Here is a 15,997-nt window from a genome sequence, read left to right on the forward strand (position 1 = left end):
CAAGGACGCCCGAAAGTACCCGTCCACTCGCTCTGTTCCCCTGAATGCCGAACTCTCCCCGTATTGCTCCCGTCGCCGTGGCCGCCTACCAGTGCGTCAGCGCCGCCGGGGACGACGTGGACGCCTTATACCGGGCATTGGCAGACAATGTTTGCCGGCTGGGTCCCATCGAACTGTTCCCCTTGCCTTTCGAGACCATGGTCGGCGAGGTACGTACGGAGTTGCCTGCCATCCGGCCGCAGCTCAGCCGCTACGACTGCCGCAATGCGCGGCTGGCCTTGAAAGCCTTGAACCAGGACGGGTTCCGCGCGCAGGTCGAAGACGCAGCGAACCGTTACGGTACCGAGCGGGTCGGCGTGGTACTCGGCACCAGCACCTCCGGCATCTACGACTCGGAAGTCGCCTATGTGCGTCTGCTGCGGGAAGGCCATATGCCGGAAGACTTCCACTTCATGACCCGGCACGCCCCGCAGGCGACCGCCGAGTTTCTGCGCGACGAACTGGGCCTGAGCGGACCCTGTTACGCCATCTCCACGGCCTGTTCGTCCAGTGCCAAGGCCCTGGCCGCCGGCCAGCGGCTGATCGCCTCGGGCTTTTGCGACGCGGTGCTGGTCGCCGGCGTCGACACCTTGTGCCGCCTGACCCTGCGCGGCTTCAACAGCCTGGAACTGATCTCCCCTACTCCGGCCGCGCCCATGGACCGGCGGCGGCGCGGCATAAACATCGGCGAAGCCGCCGGCTTGCTGCTGCTGGAAAAAACACATTCCGGCAATGCGGACAAGCCGCGCCTCCTGGCCGTGGGCGAGTCGTCCGACGCCCATCACATGAGCGCGCCGCATCCCGAAGGCGCCGGCGCCGTCCTCGCCATGCGGCGAGCCCTGGAGCTGGCCGGTCTGGAAGCGGCCGACGTGGGTTACGTCAACCTGCACGCCACCGCCACGCCGCAGAACGATCTCGCCGAAGCCAAGGCCATCGCCCAGGTGTTCCCGCAGGGCGTGCCGTTCAGCGGCATCAAGGGCTTGCTGGGTCATACCCTGGGCGCGGCCGGCGCGGTGGAAGCCGTGGTCAGCCTGCTGGCGCTGGAACGGGAACTTATCCCCGGCACTTGCGGGCTGCAGGAACCCGACCCGAACTGCGCCATCGACGTCCTGGCCCAGCCGCGCCTGGGCGCGAAGCTGCGCCATGTGCTGAGCAATTCGTTCGGCTTCGGCGGCAACAACGCCGCCGTGTTGCTGCAAGCGGGAGGGCGGGCCTGATGGACACCCTCACGATTCTTGGATACGGCGCGGCCACGTCGGACGTATCGCTGCGCGAGCACCTGCCTTTTCCGTGCGCCGACATAGACCGCAATACCCTGCCGGCCAACCTGAGGCGCCGTTCCAGCCAGGCTACGCAACTGGCTTTCAGCGCCGCGACCCTGGCCTGCCGAAATGCCGGCCGGACGCCCGGCGATTTGCCGGCGGTATTCGCCGGCGCGGGCGGAGAGATACAGATCACCGACGTGTTGTGCGTGGAACTGGCCAAAACCGACGGCGTGATTTCACCCACCGCCTTCCACAACGCGGTGCACAACACCGCTTCCGGCTATTGGAGCATCGTGCACGGCGTCACCGCACCGGCCACGGCCATGGGAGCCGGCCACGACAGTTTCGCCATGGCCTTGGTGGAAAGCTGGTGCCAGCTGGAAACCGCGGGTGGCGAACTCTTGCTGGTCTGCTACGACGAGCGCTGGCCCGACTACCTCGCCGCCCCTGTCGGTACCCTGCCGTTCGCCGCCGCCCTGGCGCTGGCCGCAGGCTCGGTTCCCGGCGGCTTGGCCACACTCGGCCGACCGCGGCGGAACACCGAAACGGCTATCCCTCTCCCTCTGGGAGTCAATGTAGGCTGGAATGAGCGAGAGCGAATTCCGGCAAACAGGCCGGAAAGCTGGGATTCCCTGCGCTCATCCCAGCCTACGAACGCTGACGCATCCTGGCCCGCCGAATGGCGCGACTGGTGCGGCCAGGCGCCGGTGCTGGCTGCCGTGCCCTTGCTGGAAGCCTTGAATACCCGGCGATCTTCGGAAATCCCGCTGTCGGCGGCTTCGGGATGGACCGCCGCGCTGGATATTTAATCCGCCTGGTTATTAACCCGGTCCAGAGGTCATGGTGGGAGCGGCCTTCAGGCCGTGATCTTCGCGGGCTAAAGCCCGCTCCCACAAAAACCGACCAGGGTTCTCGGACCACCAGATTTAGGGATTCTTTATACACGGTCCGGCATATCTTCCCCGCTGTCGTAAATTCAAGCTCTTTGCCCCAGCATGGATAAAAGGCGGCGAAATAGCCCCCTATGCGCGGCTCCCGAAATCTGTCGGGTTATCGGCCATAACGGCCATTTTTTGTACCAGCCGCCCAATTCGACTCGAGCGACGAATTTATAGAATGGATGCCAACAGGTGAAATCGGCTTTTTTGGTCATCCATGCCTGACTGCTTCGAGGCCATGGACCATCGATTCGGCAATGCCTCCGATGCGGTTCGCGGGAAAGAAGGCCGCATCAAACTCACCGTTTGGAAATGCCTTTGTTACTCTTTCACAGAGCCCGCGCGGTCATCCCCATATTCCTACTCAGGTTCAAGTTCCAGATCTTGAGCAGGTCTTCGCCTTCTGACATCTGCCACAATGCTCACCATACCGTGTTTTGAACATTCAGCCCTGGTTACAGACGACCCACTGTTGGCGGCTCGAGTTTCAGCGCTATTCCGGCGTCCAGGCCGATATCTGCCAGTCATGGACGGTCCACGTATAGCCCGACCGGACGCTGAAAATGAAGTAGTGCGCCGTCGTAATGCCGTGGTCATGACAGGTGCTCGGCAAGTATTGATTGGTGGCCTTCCTCTGTCGGCCGCCACTGCCATCCGCTCGGGGTGGAGAAATTGCACGGTCTCGGACAAGTACGAAGACCATGTTCAAACGCTGCGCGGCAGTGTTAAGCGCCCGAAGGGTGCTCTGCGATGGGGGCCCGATAACTTAGGCGTCGGCCTCTACCAGGCCCGCCTTGCACGCCTCGAGTTACAACCAGACTTGGACACATCACCCTCGCTGCACCTGGTCGAGGCGAAAACTCATCTTCTTGTCGCATGCGAGCGCGGCGACCTACTGGCTGAGGTAGTGGCGAGCAATTTGGCATTCGCTTGCGGAGCATCTTTCGCCGTGTTCACGGAACTGGCAGAAAGCGACCGGGAGAATTGGCTGGAGGAGATATATGCGCTGGGAGAAGGAGGCGACCTGACCGGCCGGTTCAGCGGGCTCGCCCAGCGTGCACGGGCTCATCTAGGGCAGTTGGACTTCTCGCGGTTCAAGACTGTGCTCTTCGTGACTGCCGGCTTCCCATGGGGCATCGCGGTACCCGAGGTGACGACCACCCACATGTACCGCTACCCGGACTTCGGGAGAGCGGTCATTGAAGGAATGTGGGCATCCCAAAAGACCGACCGCAGTGCGAGGACTGCCCTGCTCATCGATCCCCAAACCGTCGAAGGCTCGGAGATTCCAGCCATCAATCAAGCGCTGCTCAAGAACGGAACGCTGACGCGCGTAGTTCGCGGCCCGGCTGCGACGCAAACACGGGTCCAGTTTCTCCTGGACCTATTGCCCCACGACGTCATCGTGCTCTCCACCCACGCAGGGGACGCGCCTGGGGAACGCATCACGTATGAGTACCCGGACGCCGACGGTCGCCAGCGCAAACTCGTCGTCGACCGAGCGGTGGGCATTGGCTACGATGCGTCCGAAGACAAGTTCATGGTCATGGAGTACCACCGTTTCCACTCCCTCGACGGAGTCGACTGGCGTGACAAAGAGGGCAAAGCCGCGTTGCCCGTTGGAACAGCCATCAACACCTGGAGTGCGATGGGCGGACCGATTGACCGCAAAGACCACATCGTCGCGCAGCAGCGGATTCCCCGTGTCATCGGCTCGATGGCAATGCGACTACACGACGGCATTTGGCTATACGCCTCACACGGTTTCGCTCCTGAGTCGGCGCCGCTGTTCGTGAACAACTCGTGCTGGTCGTGGCACGAACTCAGTCAGCGAACGACTTTTGCCGGCGCGCGTGGCTACCTTGGTAGCCTATTCCCCATCACCGACGCAGAGGCCCAGGAGATTGGTCGGGCCCTGTTTGACCAATACATTGGCCAGGACCTGCCTCGGGCCCTGTGGTTGGCTCAGCGAGATATCTATGGCTCGTCCGCACGGCGGCCCTACGTAATGGTCGGGCTTCCATTCATCGCGATTCGCCCCAACATCAAGGATGCGGTGTCGCACATGAATAGAGCATACGTCGCTGGAATCGCGCATTGGACGGAGCGTGCGAGCAGTTCGCCACACGAAGAGGTTCGTCGGAATGCCCAGCGCTTCTCAAGCTTTCTCATTGAGGACTTGCAGGAGTTCCGAAACAAGCTGCAGTTAGGCCGCCGACCTCTTCGATAAGTCCCACTTGCCGTCATATCAGGCCGCGCGATAAGGGCGATGACTAGCGAGCGTTTAGAAAATCAGCGTCGGGTTAAGGCTATTCGAAATTGGCTCGGGAATGGCAGCTTTGGGTCGGAGCATTGATTCGTGGTACATGGAGGCTGTCATTCTCGAAAGTCAGTTTTCCGGAGTAGGTCAGTGTCTGCATTGGCCGAATTTGAGGCATACACAGCAGCCCCAGGAACCTTGGCAACCCAGGGGTAGTAACTAACGTTCATCTCGGCGTTTTGGGAAGCAAGCGTATGGAAACGTGTCGCGGGCGGCGGTAAGCACACCGCGTCTTGGTATGAGTCATCGGCGACCCGCTCTTCCGTCTACAACCCGGCCCGAATAAACTGGTGCCGGCGTACACTCACTCGCGATACAGGCCTTGCTCGGGGTCAAGCGAGACCGGATAAACGGGGGAAAGAACCATGTCGCGTACCTGTCCAAAATGCACCACTCAGCTCGACGAACGTGCCGAGACCTGCCCGCATTGCGGCAGTTCAGTGCAGTCTGCGCCAAACGTGGAACAGGCGCCGATACGCCGCCTGAGTGGCAAGCTGCAAGCGATCGGTACGATCATGGTTGCCGTCAGCATCATTGCCGTGGTGACCGGAGCGTGGTGGGGAGCTGCCCTGCTTTTTCCCAGCGTGATCGTTTTTTTCATGGGGCTGCTGTTATAAACGACCGCTGCCGGTATGTGCCGATCGTAAACCCAGGTAACTCCGCATGAAACATGGGGGCGGAGACGATAAAAATTTCTAACCTCGCTGTTTTTTCCAACCCGCGGGCGCAGCAGCGTACTCCCGTATTGCGCCGTAGGGTGAGCCGAATCATCCGGCGGAATACGGGAGTACCCTATTCCGCCCTCAAGCTCTCCCGTCATCCGGCCCTTCGGGTCACCTACTCCTAGAGGGAAGGTCGCGGCTAAAGCGACGTGTTGCGATTGGAGAAGGTGACAAGGTGCGCCCTTAGGTCGCCGGCTCCTGGGTAGAGCGACACGCCGCACGCCGGGAATTTATTCAACGCGCGGCGCTCGGCTCACACCTTGGGCGTGATGCGTATTTCCGCGAAGGGATGCGGAGCGGAATCCCCGGCCAGGGTCTCCGGATGGTTTCGCAAAGACTTGGCCAATTCGACTAGATTTTTCAACGTTTCGTCGGCCAATTCCTTTTCTGCCTTATTTTTGAACTGGTACGGAGAGTTCTTTTCCATTTGGTCCAATAGGTCCTGCCAGTCTGCAAGAGTGCCGACATCGAGGTCATCCAGCTTTATATCGAGCTGAGCCAGCAGACTGCGTAAGCGGGTTCTTTGGTGACCTTCCCAACCACCGCCGACCTGGAATTTTTCGATCAGCTTTTCCCCCGCATTTTGTCCGGCGTTGCCCAAGGCATCGATGGCGGCAGCCGGCATGTTGAGATTCAACCCGCCTTCGTCCGGTGCCTGGCTGATCTGGACGATACGGTCGCGATAACCGGGATAGGGGAATTGGAGTTCATCCCGCCAGTTCTGCATGGTCGCGACGATGGACAATAAGAAATCCATCAGGCCACCCACGCTATCGGTTACCGGCGACTTCCAAGTCCGATGTATTCCCCCGTTATTGTTTTTCGGCAGATAAACCCGCCAGTCTTCATACCCCGGCCTGGCGGAATTTTGCGCGGCAGAATTCCCTGCCAGCGGATGTTTGTCCGTCAGGTTGATCGCAAACGTAGGATGCTTAGGCAAAAACGCATCGAAGAAATGCAATGGCATATTGCTGGATATGCCGTCGTCGGAAAACCAGACCTTCTTCAGTCTTTCCGGCTGCGCAGGCTGGCCAGCTTTTAGATTCGGTTTCGGCAACCAGTGCTCTTCAGCCCTATCTCTCGCATAGAGGGGTACGGCCGACAGCAGTATTGGAAACGACAGACTCATACGAACCGCAACGACGATAGGCCAGAATTCCGTGGGCGGTAAACGATATAACGCTCTACTCGGATCGTCCGGGTGGCTTACGGTCTTATCAAGCCCTAGCGTACTCATCTCAACCAATACGGATGAGGGAAACAGCCGCGTCCATTCCTCCAGGTCGAAGTAGTAGGTTTTTTCGTCCCGAGTGAACGGAATGCGGTAAGGCATCTTGCGGCTGACCGCCGAGGTCATGGCCTCGAAATTGATGATGCGATGCTTGGCTTCTGGCAGCGGATCAGTGAGGTTTCTTGACCCACGCCAGAGGTCGCCGAAGCTCAAGGGGCGGTCGGTTGGATCGAGAGCCGCAAGCTGGTTGAAATAACCGGTGAGCCAGTCGGTCAGAGCCTCCGGCCCGCCATCGTTGGTCAGGCCGTTGCAAAAGCCAAAGCCGTTATGGCCAAGTCCTTTCAACAAGGAGCGCGAGAACACGTAAAGGCTGGCTGCGAGTGCCAGCACGCCGGACAGTACTATCTCGGCTGTCAAGGCCAAAGTATCCAGAGCCAGCAACGCGACTCCGAGGGAACCGGCGTTGAATATCCAGGCCGTGATAAAGGTCAAAACCAACCCGGCGACGAACCAGATTATGACGGGGCGGAGTAGACCCGAGCTCGCCTCGATTTTCCCTTGAAAAAATAAGCGAACCGCCAGAGTAACGACGAGCCACTCAGCCAGAACCACAAACGCGCCCAGCAAGGCATTCGCTGCCGTACCGCTTAAGGCCAGAAAACTGGACCATGGCAATAGCGCCGAGAGTTATGCTCGAAAGTTGTGGATGAGGTGCTGAGGTAGGCGGCGTATTCTTGATGGTCTTCAAGGTCATCAATTCCTACGAGAGGAGCGAATACGCCATGGGTGACGATAAAGTCATTCGGTTAAAGAGTCCAGGTACGCCTGGTGCCGTCCACGATGTGCTGACGGAAGTATTACGAGAAGGTGCCCAGCGCTTGTTGGCATCGGCTATCGAAGCCGAGGTGGCAGCGTTTCTGGAGCGTTATCGGGACGAGAAAACCGCAGAAGGTCTGAACCGTATGGTTCGCAATGGGCGCCTGCCGGGCCGAACGATCCAGACCGGTATCGGTGATGTCGAAGTGTCGGTTCCACGCGTCCGGGATCGGGAAGGCAAAGTCCGTTTCAGTTCATCAATTTTGCCGCCGTACCTGCGGCGAACGAAAACGCTGGAGGAGTTACTGCCCTGGTTGTATCTGAAGGGCGTTTCCACGGGGGACTTTCAGGAAGCGCTGACCGTGTTGTTGGGCAACGAGGCACCGGGATTATCGGCCAGTACCATTAGCCGGTTGAAGGAGGGTTGGAAAGACGAACACCAGCGCTGGTCGCGCCGTGATTTGTCGAACCGGCGGTATGTGTATTTGTGGGTAGGCGGTATCCATTTCGGCGTGCGACTGGAGGATGCGGCGCAATGCATCCTGGTGGTCATGGGCGCCACCGCGGAAGGCAAGAAGGAACTCGTCGCGCTAGCCGATGGTTATCGGGAGAGCGAGCAATCCTGGCGGGAACTGCTGCTGGGGCTCAAGTCACGGGGATTAAAGGTTGATCCACAGGTGGCGGTCGGCGATGGCGCCCTGGGATTTTGGAAAGCCCTGCCGCAGGTGTTCGGCACGACCCGGACGCAACGCTGCTGGGTTCACAAAACGGCCAACATTTTGAACAAGTTGCCCAAGAGCCAGCAACCGAAGGCGAAAGCGGCTCTGCACGAAATCTGGATGGCGGCGACCCGAGAGGACGCTGAAAAGGCGTTCGAACACTTCCTGACCGTGTATCGACCCAAGTATCCCCAGGCGGCCCAATGCTTGGAAAAGGACCGGAACGAACTGCTCGCCTTCTACGACTTTCCGGCCGAGCACTGGATACACCTACGGACGACCAATCCCATCGAATCCACCTTCGCCACGGTGAGGCTCAGGACGGCCAAGACGCGCGGTTGTGTGTCTCGGGAGAGCATCCTAGCGATGGTGTTCATGCTGGTGAAAAGTGCCGAGCGACACTGGCGAAAACTGAATGGAATTCCCCGTTTGGCTCAGGTCATCCAGGGAGTTGTTTTCAAGGATGGAGTACGGGAAGACGTCGAGAAAATCGCCGCCTGATCAAAATCTCCGTACACAAGATTTGACCATAACTCTAGCGCCGACAAAACCAGTGCGACCACGGCGGGCAGGGGAAAACGCCGCAGAACCTGAAACGCGATTTCCAAGACTGCTAGCAGCGGCACCTTGACGTTCAAGGCGTTAAGCAAGATTTCAAAGTGAGACTTCAACTGCGGTATGGGCTGGAAAAACGTCAATAAGCGAGAGCGGTTTCCATCCTTCGTTGTGACCGAGTTGCCCAGTATGCCCGGCAGTTGGTTAAGAGCCGCGAACCCGTCTGTCGTGTTTTTGGTATGCCGATGAAACTCCGCTGCCGCCGCTGCGGCTGCGGCAATCGCTCCGGCGGAGGTGCCGCCGATATTCTTGAGTCGATACGTTTCCGACAGCTTTCCGATCAACTTCGGATAGATCACACCGCTGGTGATTCCTCCTTTCATGATCACATCACAAACGGTGGGCGGGCTATTTTTCTGTTTGGCGTCGGTCTCGGTCATCGCGGGCTCCCTCTATAGCATTGAGACATGGGTTCGTGCAGAGCAGGCTTTGCCATCTTGTCACAGCCGCTCTAGCGATAGCCAGAACGTTTTTCAGAGAAACCGGCGGCCGCCTGTATACCGATGAAGCACGGTGACCTCGACTGAATGGGCACGTTCGTACGGGCGTCATGCTGTCGAAGACGATCATCTCTCATTGTGTTAGCCCTAAACTCGTCTTGGTTCACCGCGCTCACCACTCACACAATCAATCGGTTGCCGTTCGTCCTCCCCAAAGGCGAGCTTTTTCACGGCGTCATTTATAGAAGTTCCCTTGGGCTTCTTTATAATCATCCGCCACGCCGAAGAAGCACATTAAACCGGTGAAACTGCCGATGTGCATGACCGCTCTGCTCGAAAGGCACTCATAAGGATGTGCCGCTGCGGAATTCCAACTTCATAAACCGTCTCGACCGCGACACTTCAAATACCCCATCCCTATGTCCACGACAACACGAAAGACCTTCGATTACGATGTAGTGGTCGCCGGCGGCGGACCTGCCGGGTCGACGGCGGCCACCTTGCTGGCTCAGCATGGTCACAAGGTGCTGCTGCTGGAAAAGGACAGCCATCCGCGCTTCCACATCGGCGAGTCGCAACTGCCGTTCAGCGAACCGGTGGTGGAGCGGCTGGGCATAGACTGGAGCGCGAACAACCAGTTCAAGAACGGCGCGGTGTTCATCGACGAGAAGACCGGCCAGCGCATGCATTTTCCCCTGAGTGCGCAACGCCGCACCTTCCAGATCGAACGCGGGCCGTTCGACCAGCTGCTGTTTGAAAACGCCGCGGCCCATGGCGCCGAAACCCGCCAGCGGGAGAAAGTGCTGGAGGTCGAGTACACGGAAGCAGCCGTCGATGTCGTCACCGACCAGGCCCGCATCCGCAGCCGCTACTTCGTCGACGCGACCGGCCGCAGCGCCTTGCTCGGCCGCAAGCGACGCAGCATCTCTCGCATCGAAAACCTCGGGCGATTCGCGGTCTACTGCCACTACGAGCACATTGCGCAAAACGAAGAGGCGGACGAACTGTTCCGCACCGGCAACATCTACATCCCGGTGGTGGACATCGGCTGGTTCTGGATCATCCCCCTGTCGGGCCGCCGGTTAAGCGTCGGCTTGGTCGTGCAGAAGGAGAAACCCGCCGGCATGGCCGTCGAGACCTTGTTTCAAAATTACGTCGAACAATCGCCCATCCTGGGCCGGCTGCTCGACGGCGCGCGAGCCTATGCGCCCATACGCACCGAGGCGGATTTCAGCTATACCAACCAGCAGCGCTACGGCGTGCGCTATGCCTGCTGCGGCGATGCGGCCGGATTCCTCGACCCGGTGTTTTCTTCCGGCGTGTTTCTCGCCTTCACCAGCGCCGCCCGCATCGCCGACCGGGTGGATGTTGCCTTGAAGGAAGGCAATGAAGCCGACCCGCATCTGCACGCGGACGACGACAGCGAATATCGGCTCGGCTTCGACACCATGCGCGCCTTCGTCGAGCGCTTTTATCAGTCCGACATGGTGCACAACATGTTTTTCGAGGCAGACAAGCACCCCCACACTCAGGAGGAAATCTCGCGCCTTCTGGCCGGCGACTTGTGGAGCGGCGACAATCAGCTGCAGAACAGCCTGTTGTCCCGGCGCAGGGTGCTTGCCGGCAACCGCCCGTGAACCCCTCCGCACGTCATGGCATAGTGCTGGCGTTCAAGACTCTGATCTTCACCGCCCTGGTACCGGGCACGGTGACGGTCTACCTGCCGGCCTGGCTGCTGAGCCGCCAAGCGCCCGTGCGACTGGCCCACGATGTCTGGCTATCTCTACCGGCTGGGCTCCTGATGCTGGCCGGCGTTTTGGGCTATGCGCTCTGCGCCTGGGATTTCGTAGTCCGGGGACAGGGCACCCCCGCACCGCTCGACGCACCGAAAGCTCTCGTGCTGAGCGGGCTGTACCGATGGACGCGCAACCCGATGTTTCTCAGCGTATTGCTGGTCCTGCTGGCGGAAGCGCTGTATTTTCGCAGCGGTATTTTATTCGCTTACACGGCAGCCGCCGCGCTCGCTTTGCACGGCCTGGTCGTGCGCTACGAAGAACCCCGCCTGCGCGAACGCTACGGCCCGGCTTACACCGACTACTGCCGCACCGTGCCGCGTTGGGGCTGGCAACGCCTATTACCCGTGAGACTCAGGGCGACCACCTTGGGTGAGCCTCCGCAATGACCATGAAAGAAAAACTCAAAGACTTCATCTTTTCCGAACTGATCTACCACGAAAACCCCGCCACCTTCGGCGACGACGACGATTTGCTGGAGGCCGGGCTGGACAGCATGGGGCTGATGCGGCTCATCATGTTTGCCGAAAAGGAATTCGGCGTGATCCTGCCGGATTCCGATGTGGAACCCGCCAACGTGCGCAGCCTCAATGCCCTGGAACGATGGATAAGCTCGGCGCGCCGGACCTGAACGAACGGACGGCGGAATTCCCGTTCAACCCCGCCGATTATTTCACCTACGTATTCGACCGGGAGATCCGCGCGGCCGGCATGCCGGGCGGCTATTGCGGCTTCGCCCTGGGGCTGGCGGCCGAACCCGACCTCGTCCGCCTGCAACAGCGGCTCGACGAGCTGGTCGCCCGATTTCCCCAGGCCGCGGGGCGAATCGAACGGCGCGGCAAGCGTTGTTTGTGGATCGCCACCGGCCGCCGCCTGGAACTCGAACGGCATCCCTGCCCGGGCGACGGCACGGAAACGGTAAGCGCACTGCTCGGCCGGCCGTCCGATCCCGAAACCGATCCACCGATGAGCTTGCACTGGCTGGCCCACGAGACCGGCGGCACCTTGCTGCTGCGCTGGATCCATCCCTTGCTGGACGCCCGTGGCGTCAAGCTGGTGCTGGATTTTCTCGGCGCGGACGACACGGCGAAATTTCGCGACTCGCCGCCGCTGATTTCGCAAAAACTCGCCGAATGGAGTGTGTGGCAGAAAATCCGCCTGACCCTCAAGGCCAAGCGCCACAACGACCGCTGCAACCGCCTGGACAGCAGCCTGCCCACCGTGGCCGACACCGGTCCGCAAGCATTACGCCTGAAAATACGCCGCTACGGCGAGGAAGAGTCGGCGCACATTTCCCGTCTGGCCCAAAGCTACATGGGCTTGGCCGGCAAGACGCTCTATACCCTGGGCTGTTTCATGCGTGCCATGGAATTGGCCGGTCCGGCCGTGGCCAAAGCCGGCTACTGCATCCCCTATGCCTACAACCTGCGCCGCCAGAACGCCCCCACCCCGGTGTTCGGCAACCAGGTCGGCTGCCTGTTCGCCCAGGCCACGCGCGAGCAGGTCCGCGACCGCGACGGCCTGATGCGCCATCTGCTGATCCAATACCGCCAGACGGTCGCCGAGCAACTGGATCTGGCCTATCTGCCGCTGATGTGGCTGGGGCAGTATCTGTCCCCGCCACGTTATGCCCGGCTGCTGCGCACGCAACGCAGCGGCGGGGAGCTGAGCTCCTGCTGGTTTTCCGACGTCGGCGACATGCGTTTCGGAAACTCCGGTTTTCTCGGCGCGCCCGTCGAACACATGTACCACCTGACCTGGATGACCCTGCCGCCCGGTCTGGCCCTGTTGGCCGGCCAGATGAACGGGCGGATCACCCTGTCGTACAACTATCTGCATCCGGCGGTCGATGAAGCCTGGCTGGACCGGGTGATACCCTTGATGGACGCCGAGCTGCTGGGCAAGGGGTATTGATTCCATGCTGTGCGAACGCTTGCTCCGACAGGCCCGGCAACGCCCCGACGCCCTTGCGCTCGTCGAAGGTGAACGGCAACTGAGTTACGGCATGCTGCTGGAACGCGCGCTCGCCGTCACCGGCAACTTGCAGGACATAGGGATAGGCGCCGGAGACCGGGTGGCCATTCATCTGGAGCGCGGCATCGACGCCGTGATCGCCGTATTCGGCGTGCTGCTGACCGGCGCCTGCTACGTGCCGCTGGACATCAAGAATCCACCGAGCCGGCGCGATTTCATCCTGAGCGATGCGGCGGTTTCCGCGGTGATCAGGCAGAACGCCGGGGCCTCTCCCGTCATCGACACCGTCCCCCCGGCACAGGAACCTCGTCGCGTAGACTGGAATGAGCGGCAGCAAATTCCAGCCCATGGGCCAGCAGGCAAGGTCGACGCAAGCGATCCGGCGGCGATCCTGTATACCTCCGGTTCGACCGGCCGGCCCAAGGGCGTGGCGCTCAGCCACGGCGCCATCGCCGCATTCGCGGACTGGGCGGCCGAACGGATGGAGCTGAAGCCGGATGACCGCATCGCCAGCAGCGCCCCTTTGTTTTTCGACCTGTCCACCTTCGACCTCTACGCGGTCTTGGCAAAGGGGGCCAGCCTGCACTTTGTCCCGGGCCCGCTGTTCCTGGCTCCCGCCCGCCTGGCCGCCTGGCTCTCGGAACACCGCATCAGCGGCTGGTATACCGTCCCTGCCCTGCTGGCCTTTCTCGCCTACAAAGGCAATCTCGGGTCGAGCCCGCCGGCCTCGCTGCGGTTTCTGATTTTCGCTGGTGAGGCTTTTCCCCCGACCGCCTTGAAGTCGCTGGCGGAAGCCTTGCCCGACACCGATCTCTACAACTTCTACGGCCCCACCGAAACCAATGTCTGCTGTCATTGGCCGGTCGAGCGCGACCGGCTGGACGGAGTCACGCCCATCCCCATAGGGCTGCCGGCCGCCGGCGGCGAATTGGCCATAGAGCCTGAAAGCGGCGAGCTCAGAGTACGCGGCCCCACGCTGCTGAGCGGCTACTGGAGCGCAGGCCGGCTCCATCCGGCGCTGGACGACGAAGGTTGGTACCGGACCGCCGACCGGGTCAGCCTGAGCGTAGCCGGCGAATATTTGTTCCATGGGCGGCTCGGCCGCATGCTCAAGTGCTCGGGTTACCGAGTGGAACCGGCGGAAATCGAAACCGCTCTGCTCACCATCCCCGGCGTCGCCGAGTGCGCCGTAGCGGGCATCGCCGATCCCGCCGCCGGCCAGCGCCCTGCTGCGGCGCTCGTACTGCAACCGCCGCTGACGATAGGCGAAGTGCAGCAAGCCTTGCGGGCGAAACTGCCGGCCTACATGCAGCCGGCCCGTTTCCGGCTGCTGGACGCCCTGCCGCGCTTGGCCAACGGCAAGCTCGACCGCCTCGCTCTGCAAGACCTGATGGAAGTGAACCGATGACGGACGCGCTGTCTCTCCCTCCGTATACCGGCCCCGCCAGCCTACGCGAACGCTTCCGCCGGGTCGCCGCGAACGGTTTGCTGAGCCATGCGCTGCCGGCCGAATTCGGCGGGCGCGGCGACGACTACCTGGCGCTGTGCCAAACCCACCGCAAGCTGGGAAAAATCAGCCGCGATCCCGGCCTGGTGCTCATGGTCAACGCGCATCTCTGGGGTGCCGTATTTCCCCTGCTACGCCACGGCGACGAGAAGCAGCGCAAGCGTTTTCTGCCGCCGTTGATCCGCGGCGACTGGCTGGCCGGCCATGCCATCACCGAACCGGGTTGTGGAACCGATGTGCAAGCGATGACTGCCCGGGCAAAAATCGACGGCGACGGCTACCGTTTGCACGGTGAAAAGCGCTATATCACCAACGCGCCGCTGGCCGACTGGCTGATCGTCTATGCCAGGCTCGACGGCCCGATTTCCGCTTTCCTGGTGCACCGCGACGACCCGGGCTGCCGGTTCACCGACGAGCACGCCTTGCAAGCCTGCCGCGGCAGCACTACCGGCGGCGTCTGGCTGAACGACTGCCGCATCGGCGCCGATCGATTGCTCGGCAAGCCCGGCGCCGGCGAGCGCATCCTGCAACAAGCGCTGGAGTACGAACGGGCCTTCATCTTCGCCGGTATCACCGGGGTGATGGACTGGCAGTTGGAGCAAGTCGTAGCCCGCAGCCGGCAAAGGCTGTCCGGCAACGGTCATCTGGGCCGCCATCAGGCCATCGCGCACCGCATCGCCGACATGACGCTGCGCCTGAACACGCTGAACCTCTGGCTCCAGGAATGCGCCAGGCTCGCCGACACCGGCCAGCGCCTCACGCTGGCCGCCGCCCAAACCAAGCTTTATGCCGCCGAAGCCTTCCTGCAATCCAGCCTGGACGCCGTCCATCTATTCGGCGCCTTGGGCCTGGAAGCCGAATCGGGCCTCGTCGAGCTGGTCCAGGACGCCCTCGCCGGCCGATTGTTTTCCGGCAGTTCCGAGGCGTTGAAAAATCTGATCGCCGCCTTATCCGGCACGGGAGAGGGATATCGGGCGAGGCGCTAAGCGGGAGAGCCGGCCGGAGACTCCCTCCAACTCTGACTTCGCACGCTGTACTGACTTCATCCGGCGGTTACCAGGGGCACCGCGACAATACCCGCGCTTGGTCTCGGGAAAATGAGGCGGTAGAATCGCGACTCCCCCATTGCCCGAAGCCGGAGATTTCATGCTTGGATACATCATCCTGGCACTCGCCGCCGCATTGGCGCTGGCCATCATGCGCTACTTCATCCGCAAACGAGAACCGCCGCGGGCCACGAAGTCCGGCGCTAGGCCTTCCTACCGCTGCGTGACGATCCGCTTCGACCAAGCGACCTGCTGCGACGCAGTCAAACGACTGACCGGCCTGCGAGTGATCTGCCACCTGGCCCCTTTATTGCCGCTGGCCGATTGCGACAGGAAGGACTGCCGATGCTGGTACGAGCACTACGATGACCGCCGGCAGGAACATCGGCGCGACGAATATTCCCGAGTCTCACTGGATTACCCCGGGCCCGAAAAGAGGGCCCGACAGGGCGACCGGCGCCAGAAGTTCGACCCCAACGATCACGTAAAACCCACTTTCCTCTCCTTCTGAGTCATCGTTGACGCCAGGGCGGGCTCAGACCCGCCTTCGGCCACCGATCCGGACCATCTCG

General features: G+C 61.4%; 14 protein-coding genes. 12 read left to right on the plus strand and 2 right to left on the minus strand.

All coding sequences use genetic code 11. From position 1 onward, the window contains the following. Nucleotides 1–44: 44 nt before the first annotated feature. The 4 genes from JWZ97_RS08880 to JWZ97_RS08895 all read left to right on the plus strand — a co-directional run bounded on the left by JWZ97_RS08880 (nt 45) and on the right by JWZ97_RS08895 (nt 5,179). Entirely contained in the window at nt 45–1,256 is a 1,212-nt protein-coding gene (locus JWZ97_RS08880; protein ID WP_205434395.1) for a beta-ketoacyl-ACP synthase, read from the plus strand. Further along, nucleotides 1,256–2,113: a beta-ketoacyl synthase chain length factor gene (locus tag JWZ97_RS08885; RefSeq protein ID WP_205434396.1), complete on the plus strand. Its 858-nt coding sequence runs from the start codon at nt 1,256–1,258 to the stop codon at nt 2,111–2,113. The genes JWZ97_RS08880 and JWZ97_RS08885 overlap by 1 nt, the downstream gene beginning before the upstream one ends. Before the next feature lie 655 nt (nt 2,114–2,768). Continuing rightward, nucleotides 2,769–4,472: a hypothetical protein gene (locus JWZ97_RS08890; RefSeq protein ID WP_205434397.1), complete on the plus strand. Its 1,704-nt coding sequence runs from the start codon at nt 2,769–2,771 to the stop codon at nt 4,470–4,472. Nucleotides 4,473–4,927: 455 nt separating this feature from the next. Continuing rightward, on the plus strand, nt 4,928–5,179 hold the full coding sequence (locus JWZ97_RS08895; protein ID WP_205434398.1) for a zinc-ribbon domain-containing protein: 252 nt from the start codon (nt 4,928–4,930) through the stop codon (nt 5,177–5,179). Between the two features lie 358 nt (nt 5,180–5,537). Here the strand turns inward: JWZ97_RS08895 and JWZ97_RS08900 are convergent, their stop codons facing one another. Then, on the minus strand, nt 5,538–7,142 hold the full coding sequence (locus tag JWZ97_RS08900; protein WP_205434399.1) for a hypothetical protein: 1,605 nt from the start codon (nt 7,140–7,142) through the stop codon (nt 5,538–5,540). 155 nt (nt 7,143–7,297) lie between these two features. Between JWZ97_RS08900 and JWZ97_RS08905 the strand changes: the two genes are divergently transcribed. Beyond that, a complete protein-coding gene (locus JWZ97_RS08905) occupies nt 7,298–8,551 on the plus strand; it encodes an IS256 family transposase (RefSeq protein ID WP_205434621.1) in 1,254 nt (417 codons plus the stop codon). Here the strand turns inward: JWZ97_RS08905 and JWZ97_RS20240 are convergent. Then, the gene (locus JWZ97_RS20240; RefSeq protein ID WP_205434400.1) at nt 8,485–9,045 is read right to left on the minus strand and encodes a patatin-like phospholipase family protein; all 561 of its coding nucleotides are present in this window, start codon (nt 9,043–9,045) and stop codon (nt 8,485–8,487) included. The two genes, JWZ97_RS08905 and JWZ97_RS20240, sit on opposite strands and share 67 nt — an antisense overlap. A 479-nt stretch (nt 9,046–9,524) precedes the next feature. Here JWZ97_RS20240 and JWZ97_RS08915 point away from each other — a divergent pair, with 479 nt between their 5' ends. From JWZ97_RS08915 to JWZ97_RS08945, 7 genes are all read left to right on the plus strand, one after another. Beyond that, entirely contained in the window at nt 9,525–10,742 is a 1,218-nt protein-coding gene (locus tag JWZ97_RS08915) for an NAD(P)/FAD-dependent oxidoreductase (protein WP_205434401.1), read from the plus strand. Continuing rightward, nucleotides 10,739–11,287, plus strand: coding sequence for an isoprenylcysteine carboxylmethyltransferase family protein (locus JWZ97_RS08920; protein ID WP_205434402.1), 549 nt, complete (start codon nt 10,739–10,741; stop codon nt 11,285–11,287). The genes JWZ97_RS08915 and JWZ97_RS08920 overlap by 4 nt, the downstream gene beginning before the upstream one ends. Before the next feature lie 2 nt (nt 11,288–11,289). Then, nucleotides 11,290–11,529 (plus strand): acyl carrier protein, encoded by a 240-nt coding sequence (locus JWZ97_RS08925; RefSeq protein ID WP_205434403.1) that lies wholly within the window; start codon nt 11,290–11,292, stop codon nt 11,527–11,529. Further along, complete coding sequence (locus JWZ97_RS08930; RefSeq protein ID WP_205434404.1) at nt 11,502–12,812, plus strand: hypothetical protein; 1,311 nt, start codon at nt 11,502–11,504, stop codon at nt 12,810–12,812. Before JWZ97_RS08925 ends, JWZ97_RS08930 begins: the two co-directional genes overlap by 28 nt. 4 nt (nt 12,813–12,816) lie before the next feature. Then, entirely contained in the window at nt 12,817–14,280 is a 1,464-nt protein-coding gene (locus JWZ97_RS08935) for an amino acid adenylation domain-containing protein (RefSeq protein ID WP_205434405.1), read from the plus strand. Beyond that, nucleotides 14,277–15,365, plus strand: coding sequence for an acyl-CoA dehydrogenase family protein (locus tag JWZ97_RS08940; protein ID WP_205434406.1), 1,089 nt, complete (start codon nt 14,277–14,279; stop codon nt 15,363–15,365). The genes JWZ97_RS08935 and JWZ97_RS08940 overlap by 4 nt, the downstream gene beginning before the upstream one ends. A gap of 160 nt (nt 15,366–15,525) precedes the next feature. After that, a complete protein-coding gene (locus tag JWZ97_RS08945) occupies nt 15,526–15,936 on the plus strand; it encodes a hypothetical protein (RefSeq protein WP_205434407.1) in 411 nt (136 codons plus the stop codon). The last annotated feature ends 61 nt before the right edge of the window (nt 15,937–15,997 follow it).

The sequence above is a fragment of the Methylococcus sp. EFPC2 genome (genome assembly GCF_016925495.1).
GTDB lineage: Bacteria > Pseudomonadota > Gammaproteobacteria > Methylococcales > Methylococcaceae > EFPC2.

Bases quoted from the DNA above. Each gene is read 5' to 3' on its own strand.
- JWZ97_RS08915 (WP_205434401.1), top strand. From the start codon at position 9,525: ATGTCCACGACAACACGAAAGACCTTCGATTACGATGTAGTGGTCGCC.
- JWZ97_RS08885 (WP_205434396.1), top strand. From the start codon at position 1,256: ATGGACACCCTCACGATTCTTGGATACGGCGCGGCCACGTCGGACGTA.
- JWZ97_RS08930 (WP_205434404.1), top strand. From the start codon at position 11,502: ATGGATAAGCTCGGCGCGCCGGACCTGAACGAACGGACGGCGGAATTC.
- JWZ97_RS08925 (WP_205434403.1), top strand. From the start codon at position 11,290: ATGAAAGAAAAACTCAAAGACTTCATCTTTTCCGAACTGATCTACCAC.
- JWZ97_RS08935 (WP_205434405.1), top strand. From the start codon at position 12,817: ATGCTGTGCGAACGCTTGCTCCGACAGGCCCGGCAACGCCCCGACGCC.
- JWZ97_RS08895 (WP_205434398.1), top strand. From the start codon at position 4,928: ATGTCGCGTACCTGTCCAAAATGCACCACTCAGCTCGACGAACGTGCC.
- JWZ97_RS08880 (WP_205434395.1), top strand. From the start codon at position 45: ATGCCGAACTCTCCCCGTATTGCTCCCGTCGCCGTGGCCGCCTACCAG.
- JWZ97_RS08890 (WP_205434397.1), top strand. From the start codon at position 2,769: ATGGACGGTCCACGTATAGCCCGACCGGACGCTGAAAATGAAGTAGTG.
- JWZ97_RS08945 (WP_205434407.1), top strand. From the start codon at position 15,526: ATGCTTGGATACATCATCCTGGCACTCGCCGCCGCATTGGCGCTGGCC.
- JWZ97_RS20240 (WP_205434400.1), bottom strand. From the start codon at position 9,045: ATGACCGAGACCGACGCCAAACAGAAAAATAGCCCGCCCACCGTTTGT.
- JWZ97_RS08905 (WP_205434621.1), top strand. From the start codon at position 7,298: ATGGGTGACGATAAAGTCATTCGGTTAAAGAGTCCAGGTACGCCTGGT.
- JWZ97_RS08940 (WP_205434406.1), top strand. From the start codon at position 14,277: ATGACGGACGCGCTGTCTCTCCCTCCGTATACCGGCCCCGCCAGCCTA.